The sequence below is a fragment of the Janthinobacterium sp. PSPC1-1 genome, from assembly GCF_049897625.1.
GTDB lineage: Bacteria > Pseudomonadota > Gammaproteobacteria > Burkholderiales > Burkholderiaceae_D > Janthinobacterium > Janthinobacterium tructae.
Window position 1 is genome coordinate 45,402 of record NZ_JAFCWP010000003.1, and the last position, 16,554, is coordinate 61,955.

The 16,554-nt window shown below is 65.3% G+C and carries 13 protein-coding genes; 6 read left to right on the forward strand and 7 right to left on the reverse strand.

Annotation, left to right across the window (positions count from 1 at the left end; genetic code table 11):
* The first annotated feature begins 62 nt into the window (after window positions 1-62).
* From ACP7EG_RS11270 to ACP7EG_RS11290, 5 genes are read left to right on the forward strand one after another with little or no spacing between them, the layout of a single operon-like run.
* Window positions 63-617, forward strand: a complete 555-nt coding sequence (locus ACP7EG_RS11270; protein ID WP_141170689.1) for a carboxymuconolactone decarboxylase family protein — start codon at window positions 63-65, stop codon at window positions 615-617.
* Between the two features lies 1 nt (window position 618).
* Window positions 619-1,704 carry an acyl-CoA dehydrogenase family protein gene (locus ACP7EG_RS11275; RefSeq protein WP_426087672.1) on the forward strand — a complete coding sequence of 362 codons (1,086 nt, stop codon included), beginning with the start codon at window positions 619-621 and terminating at the stop codon, window positions 1,702-1,704.
* A complete protein-coding gene (locus tag ACP7EG_RS11280) occupies window positions 1,701-2,495 on the forward strand; it encodes an ABC transporter ATP-binding protein (protein ID WP_426087673.1) in 795 nt (264 codons plus the stop codon). Before ACP7EG_RS11275 ends, ACP7EG_RS11280 begins: the two co-directional genes overlap by 4 nt.
* Before the next feature lie 21 nt (window positions 2,496-2,516).
* Window positions 2,517-3,761, forward strand: a complete 1,245-nt coding sequence (locus ACP7EG_RS11285; protein ID WP_426087674.1) for an ABC transporter substrate-binding protein — start codon at window positions 2,517-2,519, stop codon at window positions 3,759-3,761.
* Between the two features lie 2 nt (window positions 3,762-3,763).
* Window positions 3,764-4,528 carry an ABC transporter permease gene (locus ACP7EG_RS11290; RefSeq protein WP_426087675.1) on the forward strand — a complete coding sequence of 255 codons (765 nt, stop codon included), beginning with the start codon at window positions 3,764-3,766 and terminating at the stop codon, window positions 4,526-4,528.
* On the opposite strand, the gene ACP7EG_RS11295 is transcribed toward ACP7EG_RS11290, so the two are convergent.
* The 6 genes from ACP7EG_RS11295 to ACP7EG_RS11320 form a co-directional block, all read right to left on the reverse strand.
* Window positions 4,518-5,267, reverse strand: coding sequence for a lysophospholipid acyltransferase family protein (locus ACP7EG_RS11295; RefSeq protein ID WP_426087676.1), 750 nt, complete (start codon window positions 5,265-5,267; stop codon window positions 4,518-4,520). The two genes, ACP7EG_RS11290 and ACP7EG_RS11295, sit on opposite strands and share 11 nt — an antisense overlap.
* A 147-nt stretch (window positions 5,268-5,414) precedes the next feature.
* Window positions 5,415-6,716: a dihydroorotase gene (locus ACP7EG_RS11300; RefSeq protein WP_426087677.1), complete on the reverse strand. Its 1,302-nt coding sequence runs from the start codon at window positions 6,714-6,716 to the stop codon at window positions 5,415-5,417.
* Between the two features lie 24 nt (window positions 6,717-6,740).
* Window positions 6,741-7,706 (reverse strand): aspartate carbamoyltransferase catalytic subunit, encoded by a 966-nt coding sequence (locus ACP7EG_RS11305; RefSeq protein ID WP_034746695.1) that lies wholly within the window; start codon window positions 7,704-7,706, stop codon window positions 6,741-6,743.
* A complete protein-coding gene (gene pyrR, locus ACP7EG_RS11310; protein ID WP_426087678.1) occupies window positions 7,699-8,223 on the reverse strand; it encodes a bifunctional pyr operon transcriptional regulator/uracil phosphoribosyltransferase PyrR in 525 nt (174 codons plus the stop codon). Before pyrR ends, ACP7EG_RS11305 begins: the two co-directional genes overlap by 8 nt.
* Before the next feature lie 39 nt (window positions 8,224-8,262).
* Window positions 8,263-8,661 carry a Holliday junction resolvase RuvX gene (gene ruvX / locus ACP7EG_RS11315; protein WP_232730726.1) on the reverse strand — a complete coding sequence of 133 codons (399 nt, stop codon included), beginning with the start codon at window positions 8,659-8,661 and terminating at the stop codon, window positions 8,263-8,265.
* On the reverse strand, window positions 8,658-9,260 hold the full coding sequence (locus tag ACP7EG_RS11320; protein WP_096237812.1) for a YqgE/AlgH family protein: 603 nt from the start codon (window positions 9,258-9,260) through the stop codon (window positions 8,658-8,660). Before ACP7EG_RS11320 ends, ruvX begins: the two co-directional genes overlap by 4 nt.
* Before the next feature lie 386 nt (window positions 9,261-9,646).
* Here ACP7EG_RS11320 and ACP7EG_RS11325 point away from each other — a divergent pair, with 386 nt between their 5' ends.
* Window positions 9,647-11,110, forward strand: a complete 1,464-nt coding sequence (locus tag ACP7EG_RS11325; protein WP_426087679.1) for a cryptochrome/photolyase family protein — start codon at window positions 9,647-9,649, stop codon at window positions 11,108-11,110.
* A 105-nt stretch (window positions 11,111-11,215) separates the two neighbouring features.
* On the opposite strand, the gene ACP7EG_RS11330 is transcribed toward ACP7EG_RS11325, so the two are convergent.
* Window positions 11,216-16,504 carry an Hpt domain-containing protein gene (locus ACP7EG_RS11330; RefSeq protein ID WP_426087680.1) on the reverse strand — a complete coding sequence of 1,763 codons (5,289 nt, stop codon included), beginning with the start codon at window positions 16,502-16,504 and terminating at the stop codon, window positions 11,216-11,218.
* Window positions 16,505-16,554: the final 50 nt, after the last annotated feature.

Sequence of the window (16,554 nt, forward strand, 5' to 3'; positions counted from 1 at the left end):
GTTGCGTGCGCGATATGGCCGATATAATGCCCGGGTGACTTACCAACTTAGCAAGGTACCCCATGTCCCGTCTGACGCTGCACACTCTCGATACCGCCCCGGCCGATAGCCGCCCCTTCGTGGAAAAGGCCATCGCCAACAATGGCTTCCTGCCCAACCTGATCGGCGTGCTGGCCAATGCCCCGCTGGCGCTGGAAACCTATCTGACCGTTTCCGGCATCAATGCACGCGCCAGCCTGACGTTAATGGAACGCGAAGTGGTGCAAATCACGGCCGCGCGCATCCATGGCTGCGATTTCTGCATCGCCGGCCATAGCGCCATCTCGCTGAAAAAAGCGGGCCAGACGCCCGACATCGTGCGCGCCCTGCAGCATGGCCAGCCGACCGGCGATACGAAGCTGGACGCCGTCGCCGCCTTCGCCACGGCCGTCATCGCCACGCGCGGCGCCGTCAGCGACGCCGAATATCAAGCCTTCCTGGCCGCCGGCTACAACGAACAGCAGGCGCTGGAAGTCGTGCTGGGCATCAGCCTGGCCACCCTGTGCAATTTTTCCAACAGCCTGGCCGGCACGCCCGTCAATCCGCAATTGACGCCCTACCTGCCTGGCGCCGTCTGACATGGGCCACCTCAATCACTGGCTGCACATGCATGCCGACCAGCTCGACCAATCGTCGGAACTGGCAGAAACGGTACTTCCCGCGCTGGCCGGCGACCAGCTGCTGGCCATCGGCGTGCCGCAGGAGCACGGCGGCGCGGGCGGTGACGTGCGCGACGCCATCGATGCCATCGCCAACGTCGCCGAGCAATCGGTCACGGCGGCCTTTGTCTTCTGGGGCCAGCGCTGCTTCATCGAATTCCTGCTGCAAAGCGAGAACCGCGCGCTGGCCGAGCGCCGCTTGCCCGGCCTGCTGGCTGGCACGCAGGCCGGCGCCAGCGGCCTGTCGAACGCCATGAAATTCTTGTCCGGCATCGAGCAGTTGCAAATCACGGGCGTGCGCCAGGATGACGGCTTGCTGGTCGACGGCGGCCTGGCCTGGGTGACGAACTTGCGCAAGGCGGGCTTTGTCGCGGCGGCCGCCGTGGCGCCGAACGACGGCGCGCCACCCGCCATCGTCGCCTTCGACAGCGGCACCCCAGGCGTGCAGCGCAGCGACGACCTGGACCTGATCGCCCTGCGCGGCAGCAATACGGCCTCCGTCAAGCTGACGCAGGTGCACATCCCCGCTGCGGACATCATCAGCGACAACGCGCCAGCCTGGCTGCCGCAGGTACGCCCCTCGTTCCTCGGCATGCAGTGCGGCCTGTCGATCGGCCTGGCGCGCGCCAGCCTGACAAAAGCGGCGCAGATCTCGGCCGGCTCGCGCAACGCGCTCACGCCACGCATCGAAGCGCTGCAAGCCACCCTGGAGGCGGCTGTTGCCACCTTGCTGGCCGGCGTGCACGATGGCCGCTTCAAGACACAGGCACCGGCCATGTTCCGCCTGCGCATACAGCTGGCGGACGTGCTGCAGCAGGCACTGATGCTGGAACTGCAGGCGATGGGCGGGCGCGCCTACCTGAACGCGGAACAGCAGGGCTTTGCCCGCCGCTGGCGCGAATCGTCGTTCATCCCCATCGTCACCCCCAGCCTGACGCAATTGCAGGCAGCCTTGCAGCTGTTCGACAGCCAGCAGGCGGCCAAGGCTGCGGGAGCGCCCGCATGACGGCAGCGGCGCAAGACTGGGCGCTGCAGGCGCAGGATCTCAGCTACGCCTATCCCGGCACGGCGCCCGTTTTCCAGCATGTCTCGCTGGGCGTGCGCAAGCGTGAAATCGTCTGTCTGCTGGGCGGCAGCGGCTGCGGCAAATCGAGCCTGCTGCGCGTGCTGGCCGGCTTGCAGCCGCCATCCACGGGCGCGATCCAGTTTCTCGACGCACCGATGCGCGAACCGGACCCGCGCAGCGCCCTCGTGTTCCAGCAAGCCAGTTTGCTCCCCTGGCTGAACGTCACGGGCAATGCCGGCTTCGGCCTGGACTTCAAGCACCAGCCGCAGCTGACGCGCGAAGCGCACCAGGCGCGCGTGGCGCAAGCCATCGAAGCGGTCGGTTTGAAGGGCCGCGAAAAGCTGTATCCGTCCGCGCTGTCGGGCGGCATGGCGCAGCGCGTGGCCTTGGCCCGTGCGCTGGCGCGCGAACCGGAACTGCTGTTCGCCGATGAACCGTTTTCCGCCCTCGACGCCATCACGCGCGCCGAGATGCAGTCGCTGCTGGTCGACGTGGTGCACCGCTGGCATACGGCCGTGCTGCTCGTCACGCACGATATCGATGAAGCGATCCTGGTGGCCGACCGCATCTTGCTGATGGGCGGCAAGCCCGGCAACATCGTGCGCGAATGGCCCGTTGCCATCGCCCAGCCGCGCATCGGCCACAGCGCCGAGGTGATCGCCCTGAAAATGGATATCCTTGCCGCGCTGCAGGCGCTACAACAGCAATACCAGGCCCACGCCGCACATTAATGCACCTTATTGGAACCCATCATGTCCCTCCCCAACGATAACAAACCCCTGCATATCTGCGCCTCGTCCGATTGCGACTGCGGCCTGACACGGCGCGACTTCCTGCGCATGTCGGCCCTGGCCACGGCCAGCGTCGCTTCGCCGCTGCTGTTCGCCGGCGACGCCATGGCCCAGCAAGGCCCGAAAGGCGACGACCAGCCGGTGAAAATCGGCTATCTGCCGATCACCGACGCCACTCCGCTGCTCGTCGCCCACGCCCGCAAGCTGTTTGAAGCGGAAGGCTTGCAGGCGGAAACGCCGCGCCTGTTCCGTAGCTGGGCACAGATCATCGAAGCCTTCGTCGCCGGCCAGGTCAACGTCATCCATTTGCTGTCGCCGGCCACCCTGTGGGTGCGCTACGGCGCCAAGTTCCCCGCCAAAGTCGTCGCGTGGAACCACGTCAACGGCTCCGCGCTGACGGTGGCCAACGAGATCAACAAGGTCTCCGACCTGGGTGGACGCACGGTCGCCATCCCGTTCTGGTACTCGATCCACAACATCCTGCTGCAGCAAATCCTGTCCTCGAATGGCCTGACCCCGGTCACGCGCGCGCGCAACGCCACCATCAAATCGAATGAAGTCAACCTGATCGTGCTGGCGCCGGCTGAAATGGTCTCGGCCTTGGCCAGCAAGTCCATCGCCGGCTACATCGTGGCCGAGCCATTCAATGCGGCGGCGGAAAACGCCGGCATCGGCAAGATCCTGCGCTTCTCGGGCGACGTGTGGAAAAACCATGCGTGCTGCGTCACTTTCCTGTCCGAACGCGACATCAACACGCGTCCCGAATGGGCGCAGAAGGTGACCAACGCCATCGTCAAGGCGCAGCTGTGGACGCGCTCGAACCAGGTCGACACGGCCAAGCTGCTGTCGAACGTGGGCGAGCACCGCTACACGCCGCATCCGCTGCAGGTGCTGACCAAGGTGCTGGCCACCACCGATTACGCGAGCTACGAAAAGCAGGGCCTGATCGTGCACAAGAACTGGCAGCAGCGCCGCATCGACTTCCAGCCATATCCATTCGCCTCGTACACGGAAGAACTGGTGCGCGCCATCGGACGCACCAAGGTCGAAGGCGATACACGCTTCCTGGCCAATCTCGATCCGAAATTCGCCGCGCGCGACCTGGTCGATGACCGCTTCGTGCGCAAGGCCATCACGGCAGTCGGTGGCCCGGCCGCCTTCGGCTTGCCGGCCAACCTGCTGCGCAGCGAAGCCGTGGCGGTCTGACGATGGCAAGCAAGTTGTTGACGAAGTTCGGCCTGCCCCTGGTGGGGCTGGCCTGTGCCTTGCTGTTGTGGTCCATGGGAGTGACGGCGCTGGAGAAATCCACGCCCATCGCCACCGCCTTCGCACCGCTGCCCACGGCGCTGGCGTTCCGGGAAATGCTGGGCGGTTCGGATATCTGGCTGCATGTGGTACTGAGCCTGCAAAGGGTAGCTGTCGGCCTGGGGCTGGCGATCATCATCGGCGTTCCGCTGGGCGTGCTGGTGGCCATGTCGAAAAGCTTTTCCGGCGCGGCCATGCCGCTGTTCCAGCTGCTGCGCATGATTTCGCCGCTGTCGTGGATGCCGATTGCCGTGATGGTGCTGGGCGTCGGTGACGCGCCCGTGTACTTCCTGCTGGCGTTTGCGGCCGTCTGGCCGATCCTGCTCAATACGGCGGCCGGCGTGGCGCGCCTCGATCCGAACTGGCTGCTGCTGGCGCGCAGCCTGTCGGCCACGCGCAGCGAGATCGTCTTCAAGGTGATTTTGCCGGGCATTACGGCCGATATTCTGACGGGCGTGCGCCTGGCCATCGGCATCATCTGGATCGTGCTGGTACCGGCGGAAATGCTGGGCGTCTCGGCCGGCCTCGGCTACTTCATCCTCGACACGCGCGACCGCCTCGCGTATTCGGAACTGATGGCCGCCATCGTGCTGATCGGGATTTTAGGGTTTATTCTCGACTACCTGGCCCGCGCCGCCCATGCGCGCTGGCTGCACGTCAAGAATTAAGCTGTTCCAGCGGCAGCGCGGCGGCCACCGCCGCCTGCGTTGCCGCCGCCAGCTCACGCCGGTGTGCATCGGCCGTACCGACGCAAGCCAGGCAAGTCAGGCGCGCCGTGATCGGTGGGCCGCTCAGGATCGCCACCATGCTTTGCGCAAAGCTCATCTCGCCGATGAAATCGACGGCGTGGTGCAAGGCCCCCTTGTCATCCACATACACGAGCGCGAACGGCTGCACCGGCACTTGCGCGTCGATGGCCGCCTCGAACAGATTGGCGTGAAACGGCAAAATCTGCCCTTGCGCGGCGGTGGTACCCTCGGGGAAGAACGCAATGCGCTCGCCCGCCGTCAATTTATCCACCAGACCCTGGAAGATCAGACGCAGGTCACGCTTGCTGCCGCGCGAAATGAAGATGGTGCCGGCACGACCCGCCAGCCAGCCGAGGATCGGCCAGGTGCGGATTTCCGCCTTGGCGACGAAACGGCAGGGATGAACGGCATTGATGACGAAGATGTCTAGCCACGAGACGTGGTTCGCCACCACCATCGCATGCGCGAGGGCCGGCATGCTGGCGGCCGGCTGCTCCACGTGCACGCCGCAGATGTCGAGCAGCTGTGTCGACCAGCGGCGGATGCGCCGGTTGCGTCCGTCCAGGTCCAGCCAGGGAAAGAGCACGGCGCTCTTGGCCATGCCGCAGCCCAGGTGAATGGCGATGCGCGCGAGGCGGTAGGTAAGCAGAAGTTTCAAATGACACCAAGGTTGGAAGCAAAGCCATACAGCCGCGTAGGTCGGCTTAGCTGCGCCGGTGAGGCGCTGCGTAAGCCGACAGGAGCCGCCATGGACTTGTCGGACTACGCGTACCGCTAATCCGACCTACGGCTCCGATACAAATAATTACCGCTGAAACGCCACCTGTCCAGCCACGATGGTCGCCTTGACGATGCCGCTCAGCTCATAGCCGAGGAAAGGCGTGTGCTTGCCCTGGCTGGCCAGCGACGCCGACGACACGGTCCAGCGCGCGGCGGGATCGAAGACGCAGATGTCGGCCGCTTCGCCCACGGCCAGGCTGCCGGCCGGAATACCGGCGACCCTGGCCGCATCGGACGTCACCTTGGCCACGGCGCGCGCCAGCGGACGGGCACCGGCTTGCGGCTGCGCCAGCGCATAGTCGTCAGCCCATTTCAGGGCCAGCGACAGCAGCAGTTCCAGGCCCGTGGCACCGGGCGAGGCTTCGCCGAACGGCAGCAGTTTTTCATCGTCGTCGACGGGCGTATGGTCCGAGCACATGGCGTCGACCGTGCCATCGAACAGACCGGCGCGGATTGCATCGCGGTCGCGCTGGCTGCGGAACGGCGGCGTGACGCGCGCGTTCGAATCGAAAAAGCCGATGTCGGCGTCCGTCAGGTGCACGTGGTGCACGCCCACGTCGCAGGTGACGGGCAAGCCTTCTGCCTTGGCGGCGCGGATCAGCTCCAGGCCCGCCGCCGACGAGATGCGGCACAGGTGCACGCGCGCGCGGCTGGCGCGCATCAATTCAAAGATCGTGTGCAGGGCGATGGTTTCGGACATCACGGGCACACCGGACAGGCCCAGGCGCGAGGCCAGCGGACCGCTGTGGGCGATGCCGCCACGGCCGATATGCGGATCCTGCGGGCGCAGCCAGACGGTGTAGCCGAAGGTGTTCGCGTACTGCATCGCGCGCAGCAGCACGGTGGTGTCTTCGATCGGTTCCTCCGCCTGCGCGAAGCCGATGCAGCCCGCTTCCGTCAGTTCCGCCATTTCCGTCAGCGACTTGCCCTTCAAGCCCATGGTCAGCGCGCCCAGCGGGTGCACATGGGCCTTGTTCTGCGTCTTGGCGCGGTATTTCAGCATCTCCACCAGGCCCGGCTCATCTAACACCGGGTCGGTGTCGGGTGGGCAGACCAGGCTCGTCACGCCGCCCTGCAGGGCCGCCTGCAATTCCGATTCCAGCGTCGCCTTGTATTCGTAGCCCGGCTCGCGCAGGCGCGCGGACAGGTCGACCAGGCCGGGGGACACCACCAGGCCGGCCGCGTCAAAGGTGGTATCAGCCTTGAAACCGGCCGGGGCGCTGCCCACGGCCAGCACTTTGCCATCGGCGATAAACAGGTCTTGCAAGCCATCGATGCCGTTGGCAGGGTCGATCAGGTGGCCGTTCTTGATATGTAGTGTCGTCATGCTCGCTTACTCGTCCTTGGGCTATCAGCCCTGATTACCAGCCAAAATACTCATCACCGCCATGCGCACGGCGATACCGAACGTCACCTGCGGCAGGATCACCGCCTGCGGACCGTCGGCCACGGCCGAATCGATCTCCACACCGCGGTTCATCGGACCCGGATGCATGACGATGGCGTCCGGTTTCGCCAGCGCCAGGCGCTCGGGCGTCAGGCCATAGCTCTTGAAATATTCCTGCGCCGATGGCAGCAGCGCGCCGCTCATGCGTTCATTCTGCAGGCGCAGCATGATGATCACGTCCACACCTTTCAAGCCTTCATCCATGTTGGTGAAGGTGCGCACGCCCATTTGTTCCAGGCCGCCCGGCAGCAGGGTGTGCGGGCCGATGGCGCGCACTTCCGGCACGCCCAGCGTGGTCAGCGCATGGATGTCGGAACGGGCCACGCGGCTGTGCAGGATATCGCCCACGATGGCCACCGTCAGGTTGGTGAAATCCTTCTTGTAGTGGCGGATCGTGTACATGTCGAGCAAGCCCTGGGTCGGGTGCGCATGGCGTCCGTCGCCCGCGTTGACGACGTGGACGTGCGGCTGCTTGGTGTCGATCAGGTGCTTGGCGATCAGGTAGGGCGCGCCCGACTGCGCGTGGCGCACGACGAACATGTCGGCATGCATGGCCGACAGGTTGTCGATGGTGTCGAGCAGGGACTCGCCCTTGCTGGCCGACGAGGCCTGGATATTGAGGTTGATGACATCGGCCGACAGGCGCTTCGAGGCGATCTCGAAGGTGGTGCGGGTGCGCGTGGAGTTTTCAAAGAACAGATTGAAAACGCTCTTGCCGCGCATCAGCGGCACCTTTTTCACATCGCGGTCGGAAATGCCGACGAACGAGGAAGCGGTATCGAGGATGTGGTTGACGATAGACTTCGGCAGGCCTTCAATCGTCAGCAGATGTTGCAGTTCGCCGTGTTTATTCAGTTGCGGATTAAGCATGGTGGGTATCTAGGGTGAGCGTGAATTTTCCATCGGCGGCTTGCTTCAGGACCAGGGCCTGGCCCGCCGGCACGGCAGTGAAGGCAGCCACGAAATCGGCGGCCACCGGCAGCTGGCGCTCGCCGCGGTCGACCAGGGCGGCCAGCATGATCTTGGCCGGACGGCCATAGTCGAACAATTCATTGATGGCCGCGCGCGTGGTGCGGCCCGTGTACAGCACGTCGTCGACCAGCAGGATGGTGGCGCCGGCCACGTCGAAGGCGATCTGCGTCGGCTTGACGTCGGCATGCAGGCCTTTCTGGGCGAAGTCGTCGCGGTAGAACGACACGTCGAGCACACCCAGGCGGTCGACCAGGTTCAGGTCGCGCGCCAGGCGTTCGGCCAGCCAGGCGCCGCCCGAATGGATGCCGACGATGGCCACATTGGGGATGCCCGCCAGGCCGCTCTGCACCTGCTGCAGCAAGACCGCGTACAGGGCCTCGGCGTCGAGTTGGGATGGATTCGTAGGATGCGGCATAGAGTTCTTAATCATTCAGGGAGGGAGTCTAAGGTCAGATTAATAATTCGCGTCGAAATACTGTTGCAGGATAATGGCGGCAGCGCGGTCATCGATGACTTCGCCGCGCTTGGCGGCGATGACGGCCGAGGAATAACGTTCGTCGACCAGTTCCACCGGCAGGTTGAAGCGGCCATGCACCTGGTTGGCGAAACGGCGGCAACGCGCGCTCATTTCGTGTTCGGTGCCATCCGGATGGCTGGGCAAGCCCACCACGATGCGGCTCGCGCCCCACTCCTTGATCAGGCTATCGATGGCGGCAAACTTCGGCTCGTTCGCCGTGGCCGTGATCACGCTGAGCGGCTTGGCCTGGCAAATCATGCTATTGCCGATGGCCACGCCGATGCGTTTCAAACCGAAATCGAAGGCGAGAATGGTGTCGATGGCGTCACCGCTCATGCGTGTCCGGCTTCCGATGCCAGCATCAGGGGATCAATGCCCAGCAATTTGATGGCCGCCACGTAACGCTGCTCGATGGGGAAGTCGAACAGGATGTCGGCCGAGGCACCCACCGTCAGCCAGCCGTTGCGGCCGATCTCGTCTTCCAGCTGGCCCGGGCTCCAGCCCGAATAGCCGATCGACACCAGCATGCGCTCGGGACCATCGCCCTTGGCGACGGCTTCGAGCACGTCGATCGAGGTGGTAAACGCGATTTCATCGGTCACCGTCAGCGACGAGGAATAGTGCGCGCCCGGCGTATGCAGCACGAAGCCGCGGTCGTCCTGCACGGGGCCGCCGAACATGATAGGCTCGTTGATGATGGGCGTGTCGCTACCGGCCGCCAGTTTCAGGTCGATGCGGTCGAACAGCACTTCCATGGTCATGTCGGTGGGTTTATTGATGACGACGCCCAGCACGCCGTTTTCATTATGTTCACAAACGTACACGACCGTACCGCCGAAGATCGGATCTTGCATGGCCGGCATCGCAATCAGGAAATGGTTGGCCAGATTCAAGGTGGATGAACCGGTCGCGGCCGGCTCTCCCATACCCTGCATCAAACGATGCCCTGGTAGAGTCTGGTCGATTTTACTCTTTTTCATACGCGATGCTCTCTCTGTGGGCTTGCTGGCAAGTCTCGCTTACCCCGCTATCGTACGCCTGGCGCAAGCGGCCGCGAATGCTGGGCGGCGCGCACCGTGTTGCCAGGCGCTATTCTTGTTATGTTGTAAATTAATGATCAATTCGCTTTGCCTGCCGACGCATTTCAATGCCAATTGTAAAATTGATTGCACAATCGCTGTCGCACATAAACCACCACGAACATACCCGCTAGTTTACACTGAATTGCCGCCGCAGCGACGCCAAAGGCACGACGCGCGCGGCCATAAAGCCCTGTTGGCGGCAAAAAATGGCCTATCTTTGACCCTGAACACGCAAAATAATGACAATCAAGACTTCCCTGGTGTGGTTCCGGCGCGATCTGCGCGCATTTGACCATGCTGCATTGCATCACGCCCTGCGCCAGAGCCAGGCCGTGCATTGTGTCTTCGTATACGACACCGCCATCCTGGCAACGCTGCCGCGCCGCGACCGGCGGGTCGACTTCATCCATGCCAGCGTGACCGAACTGGCCGACGAGCTGCGCCAGCTGGGCGGCGACCTGATCGTGTTGCACGCGGACGCCGCCGAAGCCATCCCGCGCCTGGCCGCCGAGCTGAACGCCGACGCCGTGTTTGCCAACCACGACTACGAACCGCAAGCGATCACCCGCGACGCCAGGGTGGTGGCCGCGCTCACGCACGAGACGCGCCTGTGGTTCAGTTTCAAGGATCAGGTCATCTTTGAAAAGGACGAAGTGCTGACGCTCTCGGCCAAGCCGTACACCGTCTACACGCCGTACAAGAATGCCTGGCTGAAGAAAATGCGCGCCGAACCGGGCTGCCTGGCGCCGCTCGCTATCGAACCGCACGCGGCCAGCCTGGCGCCGCCGCGCAGCGGCACACCGGCCCCGCTGCCGACCTTGGGCGAGCTGGGTTTCGAGGCCAGCAACCTGGCCGAACTGGCCATTCCCACCGGCATGTCGGGCGCCAGCCGACTGTTCGAGGATTTCCTGCCACGCCTGGCCCGCTATGACGTGGCGCGCGATTTTCCTGCCCTGAAGGGGCCGTCCTACCTGTCCATGCATCTGCGCTTCGGCACCGTATCGCTGCGCTACCTGGTGCGCACCATCGTCGACCTGATGGACCGGGGCGGTGGCGGCGACGGCGCGCCCGTGTGGATGGCCGAACTGATCTGGCGCGATTTTTACGCCATGATTTTGTACCAGAACCCGCATGTGGAAGGCGGCGCCTTCAAGCCGGCCTACGACGCGATCGCCTGGGAAACAGGACCCGAGGCCGATGCCGCCTTTGCCGCTTGGTGCGAGGGACGCACCGGCTATCCGCTGGTGGACGCGGCCATGGCGCAGCTGAACCAGACGGGCTATATGCACAACCGCCTGCGCATGGTCACGGCGTGTTTCCTGATCAAGGATCTGGGCATCGACTGGCGCCGCGGCGAAGCGTATTTCGCACTGCACCTGAATGACTTCGACCTGGCGTCGAACAACGGCGGCTGGCAATGGGCGTCGTCGTCCGGCTGCGATGCGCAACCCTACTTCCGCATCTTCAACCCCATCACGCAATCGGAAAAATTCGATGCCAGCGGGCGCTTCATCCGCCGCTACCTGCCGCAGTTGAAGGCGCTGGGCGACAAGGAAATCCACGCGCCCTGGCTGGTGCCGCGCATGCTGCTCGAGCAAAAAAACATCGTGCTGGGACGCGACTATCCGGAGCCGCTGGTGCAGCACGATGCGGCGCGCAAGGAGACCCTGGAGCGCTATGCGGTGGTGAAAGTGGTGACGTAATCCGGCCCGTGGTGGCGCCGGTTTACGCCGTCGTGCAAGAGCGTAGGTCGGATTAGCGGGGCAAGGCCGCGCGTAATCCGACAACATAGTTGGCGTTGGCGTCGATTACGCCACCTCACCACCCAGCAAGCGCCCCACTTCCGCCAGCAATTCCTCTTCCTGGAAAGGCTTGCCGAAATACGCATTCACGCCCAGCTCGAACGCGTGCGCGCGATGCTTGTCGGCGCTGCGCGAGGTGATCATGATGACGGGGATGGCGCGTGTCTTGTCGTCGCTGCGCACATTGCGCGTCAGGTCAAAACCGTCCATGCGCGGCATCTCCACGTCGACCAGCAGCAGGGCCGGCATGGCGGCCGGTTCCAGTGCATGCAACTGCTCCAGCGCATCGAGGCCATCCTTGGCCAGCAGCACCTGGTAGCCTTCGCGCTCAAACAGACGCTGCATCACGCGGCGCACCGTCAGCGAATCGTCGACCACCATCACGCGCACGGCTGGCACGGCCAGCGCGCTGGAGGCGGCATGCTGTTCGCTGCTGGCCAGCGCATACTGCGACAGCAGTTCCGGGTGATGCTCGAGGTGCTGCGCCAGCGCCACCGGATTGAGGATCAGCACGATGTCGCCCGTGCCCAGCACCGTGGCGCCAGCGATGCCCGGCATGCGCGCCAGCTGCGGCCCCACATGCTTGACCACGACTTCGCGGTTGCCCACCACGTCATCGACCTGCAGCGCCAGCCTGTCATTGCCATTTCGCAGCAGCAGCACGGGCGCATGGCGCTGCGTGGCCTGCGCCGCCGGCGTCTCGCCCAGCATGGCCGACAGGTGGTGCAGCGCCAGCGACTGCCCGTGCGACTCGACGCACCCGGCCGCCCGCACCTGCTCCAGCTGCTCGCCTTTCAGGTGCAGCACCTGCTCCACCAGCACCGATGGCAAGGCATACGTCTTGCCGTTCGCCGCCAGCAGCACCACTTGGGTGACGGCCAGGGTCAGCGGCAGGTGGATGGTGAAGCGCATGCCCAGGCCCGCCTGCGTCAGCGTTTCCACACGCCCGCCCAGGGCCAGCGCTTCGGAGCGCACGATGTCCATGCCAAAACCGCGTCCTGCCAGTTCCGTCAGGCTGTCGGCGGTGGAAAAACCGGGCGTGAAAATCAGTTCGGCCGCCTGTGCGTCGGTCAAGGGCGCATCCGTCGCCACCAGGCCGGCGCCGTGCGCCTTGGCGCGGATACGTTCCAGGTCCAGCCCCGCACCGTCGTCGGAAAAGGCGATCGCCACTTCATTGCCTTGCTGGCTGACCTGCACCAGCAGCTCGCCCGTCTCGCTCTTGCCCGCAGCCAGGCGCGCCTCGCGCGGCTCGACGCCGTGCACGATGGCGTTGCGCAGCAGGTGCTCAAACGGTGCCGCCATGCGTTCGAGCACGCTGCGGTCGATTTCCACGCCGCCGCCGCGGATGTCGAGGTTGACGCGCTTGTCGACTTCCTTGGCGCTTTGCCGCGCCACGCGGAACAGCCGTTCGGCGATGCTGGCAAACGGCACCATGCGGATCTGCATCAGGTCGCGCTGCAGCTCGCGCGTCAGGCGCGCTTGCAGCACCAGATCGTCCGTCACCGCGTCGACACTGAGGCTGAGGTTTTCATGGAACGAGGCCACGTCGTTGACGCTTTCGGCCATCATGCGCGTGAGTTCCTGCAGGCGCGTAAAGCGATCGAATTCGAGCGGATCGAATTCGCGCTCGCTGCCGACGGCCATGCGCGAGGCGATCTGCGATTCAGCCTGCATTTCCACTTCGCGCAGCTGGCGCCGCAGGCGCGCCAGATTGTCGGAAAACTCGGACAACGAAGCGCCCAGAACGCCCACTTCATTTTCCATTTTAGAGCGCGTGATCGACACTTCGCCGGCCTGGTTCACCAGGCGGTCGAGGATGTCGGCGCGCACGCGCACCAGCGCAGCCTTCGGTTCGGCGGCCGGCGTATCCTCCATGCCCGGCAAGGGCAGCAAGGGCTGCTGCAGCTGTTCGAACAGGTGCAGCGCATGGTCGTAGTGGGCCAGCAATTCCTCGAAGGCCTGCGGCGTGGCGGTGCCAGCGTGCAGCATGTTTTCGATATGCGTCTCGATTTCATGCGCATGCTGGCCCAGGCGCATGGCGCCGGCCATGCGTGCGCTGCCCTTGACCGTGTGCAGGGTGCGCAGCAGCATCTGCGCCTGCCCGCTGTCATGCGGCTGTTGTTGCCAGCTGCGTAGCGCCTCGCCGATCTGCGGCAGCAGGTCGGCGCCCTCTTCCAGGAAGACGGACAATAAATCGAGGTCGAGTTCATCGCTGATGCCGGCGCTGGCCGCCAGCAGCGCGGTCGCATCGGCCGGGAGGATGGCGGGCGCCGGCGCTTCCGGCGCCGCATGCTCCAACGGAGGTGCGTGCTCGAAACCGGCATCGAACAGGTCGTCGCTGGCGCCGCTGTCCTGCATGGGCGCCGCTGCCTGCACTTCGGCAGCGGCCGGCTGCAGCGCGTCGGCGACGATGCTCGCATACGCCGCCTCGAACAAGGTCTCGAGCTGCGGCAAAGGGACTTCGGCGAGCGGCTCGGCAGGTTGCGCCGGCGTGCCGACGATGCTGGCGTAAGCGGCCGCAAACAGGGCGTCGAGCCGCTCTTCCTGACTCTCGCCGGGCGGCGCCGTCAAGGCGCGCCACAGGGTGTTGAGCGCTTCGATCATGTCTGGCTGCGTTGGCGCCAGGTCGCCCAGCGCAAACGCCTGCAGCATCTGTCCGATGCGCTGCGTGGCTTGCTCCAGCACGTCGTGCTGTTCGGCGCGCAGGCCGGCCAGCGGCGGCACCACCGTTTCGATCACGGTTTCCAACGCGTGCGCCAGGTCGCGCAAGGACTGAAAGCCCACCGTGCCCGACGTTCCCGCCAGCGTATGCACGGCTTGCAGCGCCTCCGCGCTGACGGTACGCTGTTCATGGCGCCATTCGCCGAAGTCGCGCGTCAACACGCGCAGCAATTCATCCGTCTCGGCCAGGTAAATGTTGTACAAGGGGAGGCTGATGCGCAGTTCACCAACGTGCTTGAGGTTATCGTCAGGCGCTTCGTGCGCGGCGGGCGCCGTGGCGGACGGAAAGCCGATCACATTGCCGTTGCTGGCCAGCGGCGCCGCCGCGCGCGGCTTGCGCAGTTCGAACGGACCGCCTTCGCGTACGCGCTCGGCCGCCGCCAGCAGCATGCCAGCCTCGCGCTCGCGCCCTGCGCCGCCTTCCAGTTCGGCCACCCATTCGCTGAGCTGGTACCAGCCGTAATTGAGCAAGGTAAACAGGTCATCGCTGACAGGGCGCGCCTCGGCCAGCCAGGTATTCATGACACGCTCGATGGCGCCGGCAGCCTCGGCAAACTGTGCCAGGCCGATCATGCGACTGCTGCCTTTCAAGGTATGGAAAGAGCGGCGCAGCATGGCCAAATGGTCGCCGCTGGCGGCCTGCTCGCGCGGCAAGGCCAGGGTGGTGTCGATAAAGGCCAGTACTTCGCGCGCTTCGGCCATAAAAATATCGAGCATCTCCGCATCGACATCGGTCACTGCCGGCGCGGCATCCATGCCGGCAGGCGCGGCGGGCGCCAGGGCCTGGTCGAGCAAGGGCACCGGCACGGCGCCGGCGGCGGCGACTTTTTCAAATGGCAGGGCGCGGAAGGTGCCGGCGGCGGCATCGAAGTGGAAACGCCCGCTGGCCGCTTGCGCGTTGCGGCCCAGCATATCGACAAAAAATCCCAGCGCGCTGACATTTTGCGCGATCTCGTCGAGCGCCCCGGCGTGCGCCTCCGCATTGGCTGCCGTATTGGCGTCGCCAGCGGCCAGCTGCCGCACGGCCGCATCGACCTGCAGCACGGCGGCGCGTGCGTCTTCCTGTCCCAGCCCGGCCAGTTGCTGCTGCAACTGTCCCAGCATTGGCGCGACGCCATCGAGGGCCCCCGCCGTCCCCGCACCCGCTGCATCCGCGTAGTATGCGTTGAGCACCTTTTCCACCTGGCGCAGGCCCGTCTTCATGTCCTCGGCCAGCGCGGCGACGGTCTGGCCCTGCTCGATCTGGCGCGACAGCTCGCCAGCCGTGACGGGCGGCGGCGCTTCGCCAGCGAGCAGCGCCTGCAGGCGCGCAGCGATGGTTTCCGCATTGCCGGCGAAATCGTCGGGCAGGCGGCGCACCTGCTCCAGGCCCGTATCGGCAAACAGCAGCGCCATGCCGATTTCATTCTCCAGCGCCGCACTGCGACCGCTGGCCACGGCTAGCCGCGCCACGGCCGCGCATTCGCGCAGCAGGCTGGCCAGGGCTGGCTGCTTCAGGATGTCGGTCTGCGCCGCCACCTGCTGCAAAGACTCTTCGAATGCGTCGCCCAGGGCGGGATCGAGGTCGGCTTGCGCCAGACGGCTCCAGCTGGCACGCGCCTGCGCCAGGGCCGTGCGTGCGCCTTGCAAGGCTTCCTGGTCGACCTGGCCGTAACGCCGCGCTTCCACGTCGGCGGGAACCATGCCTTCCAGAGCGAAGGCCGCACGCAGCTGGCGTGCCTCCGGCGTCGGCTCGGCAGCGGCGGCAATGAAGTACAGGGCGTCGCGCAGCATCGCTTCGGGCAGGCTGGCCGTGCCCTGCGCCAGGCGGCGCAATTGCAGGTTGATCAGGCCGAACAACTGTTTGACGTTGAGCGTGCCCATGCCCTCGCCGCTGGCCGCCAGTCCTGCAAACGCCTGCATGGCGAACCAGAAGGTACGCGCCGGCGCTTCCTGCTGCGCGTCGGCCACCAGGCTCAAGGTGGCATGCAAGTCGCTGGCGTGCTGGCGCCGCGCCGCATCATCCTGCGCTTTCAGGAAGGGTAGCAAAGACTTTTCAAAGCGCCCGCGCCAGGCCGGATAATCGGCTGCCGGCGGCGCCTCCGCCAGCGCGATGGCATGCCCTTCCAGCATCGATGCAGGCGGAAAAAACAGGTCGGCCGGGTGGCTGCGCTCGGCGCCCAGCATGGTTTGCAGGTCGCGGTAATAGGGAAACAAACGCGTCGGCTGCGGCGGCGTGCCGGCCACCAGGTCTTCCAGGTATTCGGTCAGGGCCTGATACAACCGGGCGACGATCTGCGCATGGTCGAGCGTGTATTCCAGGCTGCCGTCGCGAAAGCGCGCCAGCGCCTGTTCCGCGCCATCCGTCAGCAGGCTGGCACCGGCCACGTCCACCATCACCAGCGCGCCATGCGCCTGGTGCAGATGCGAGCGCGCATGCTGCAGTGCCGTGGCGCGTTCCTCGCGCTCGCGGCCACCCGCCTCGAACAGCGCCGTTTTCGAGCGGCCCAGCGCTTCGCGGATTTCCACCATCACCCACGACAAAGGTTCGCTGTCGAACGGCTTGAACTGCTGCGGACTATCAGGTGTGCTCATGCATGCCTCGGTAAAGAAATCGTAGCGCAAAAATCGGTACGCACAACACG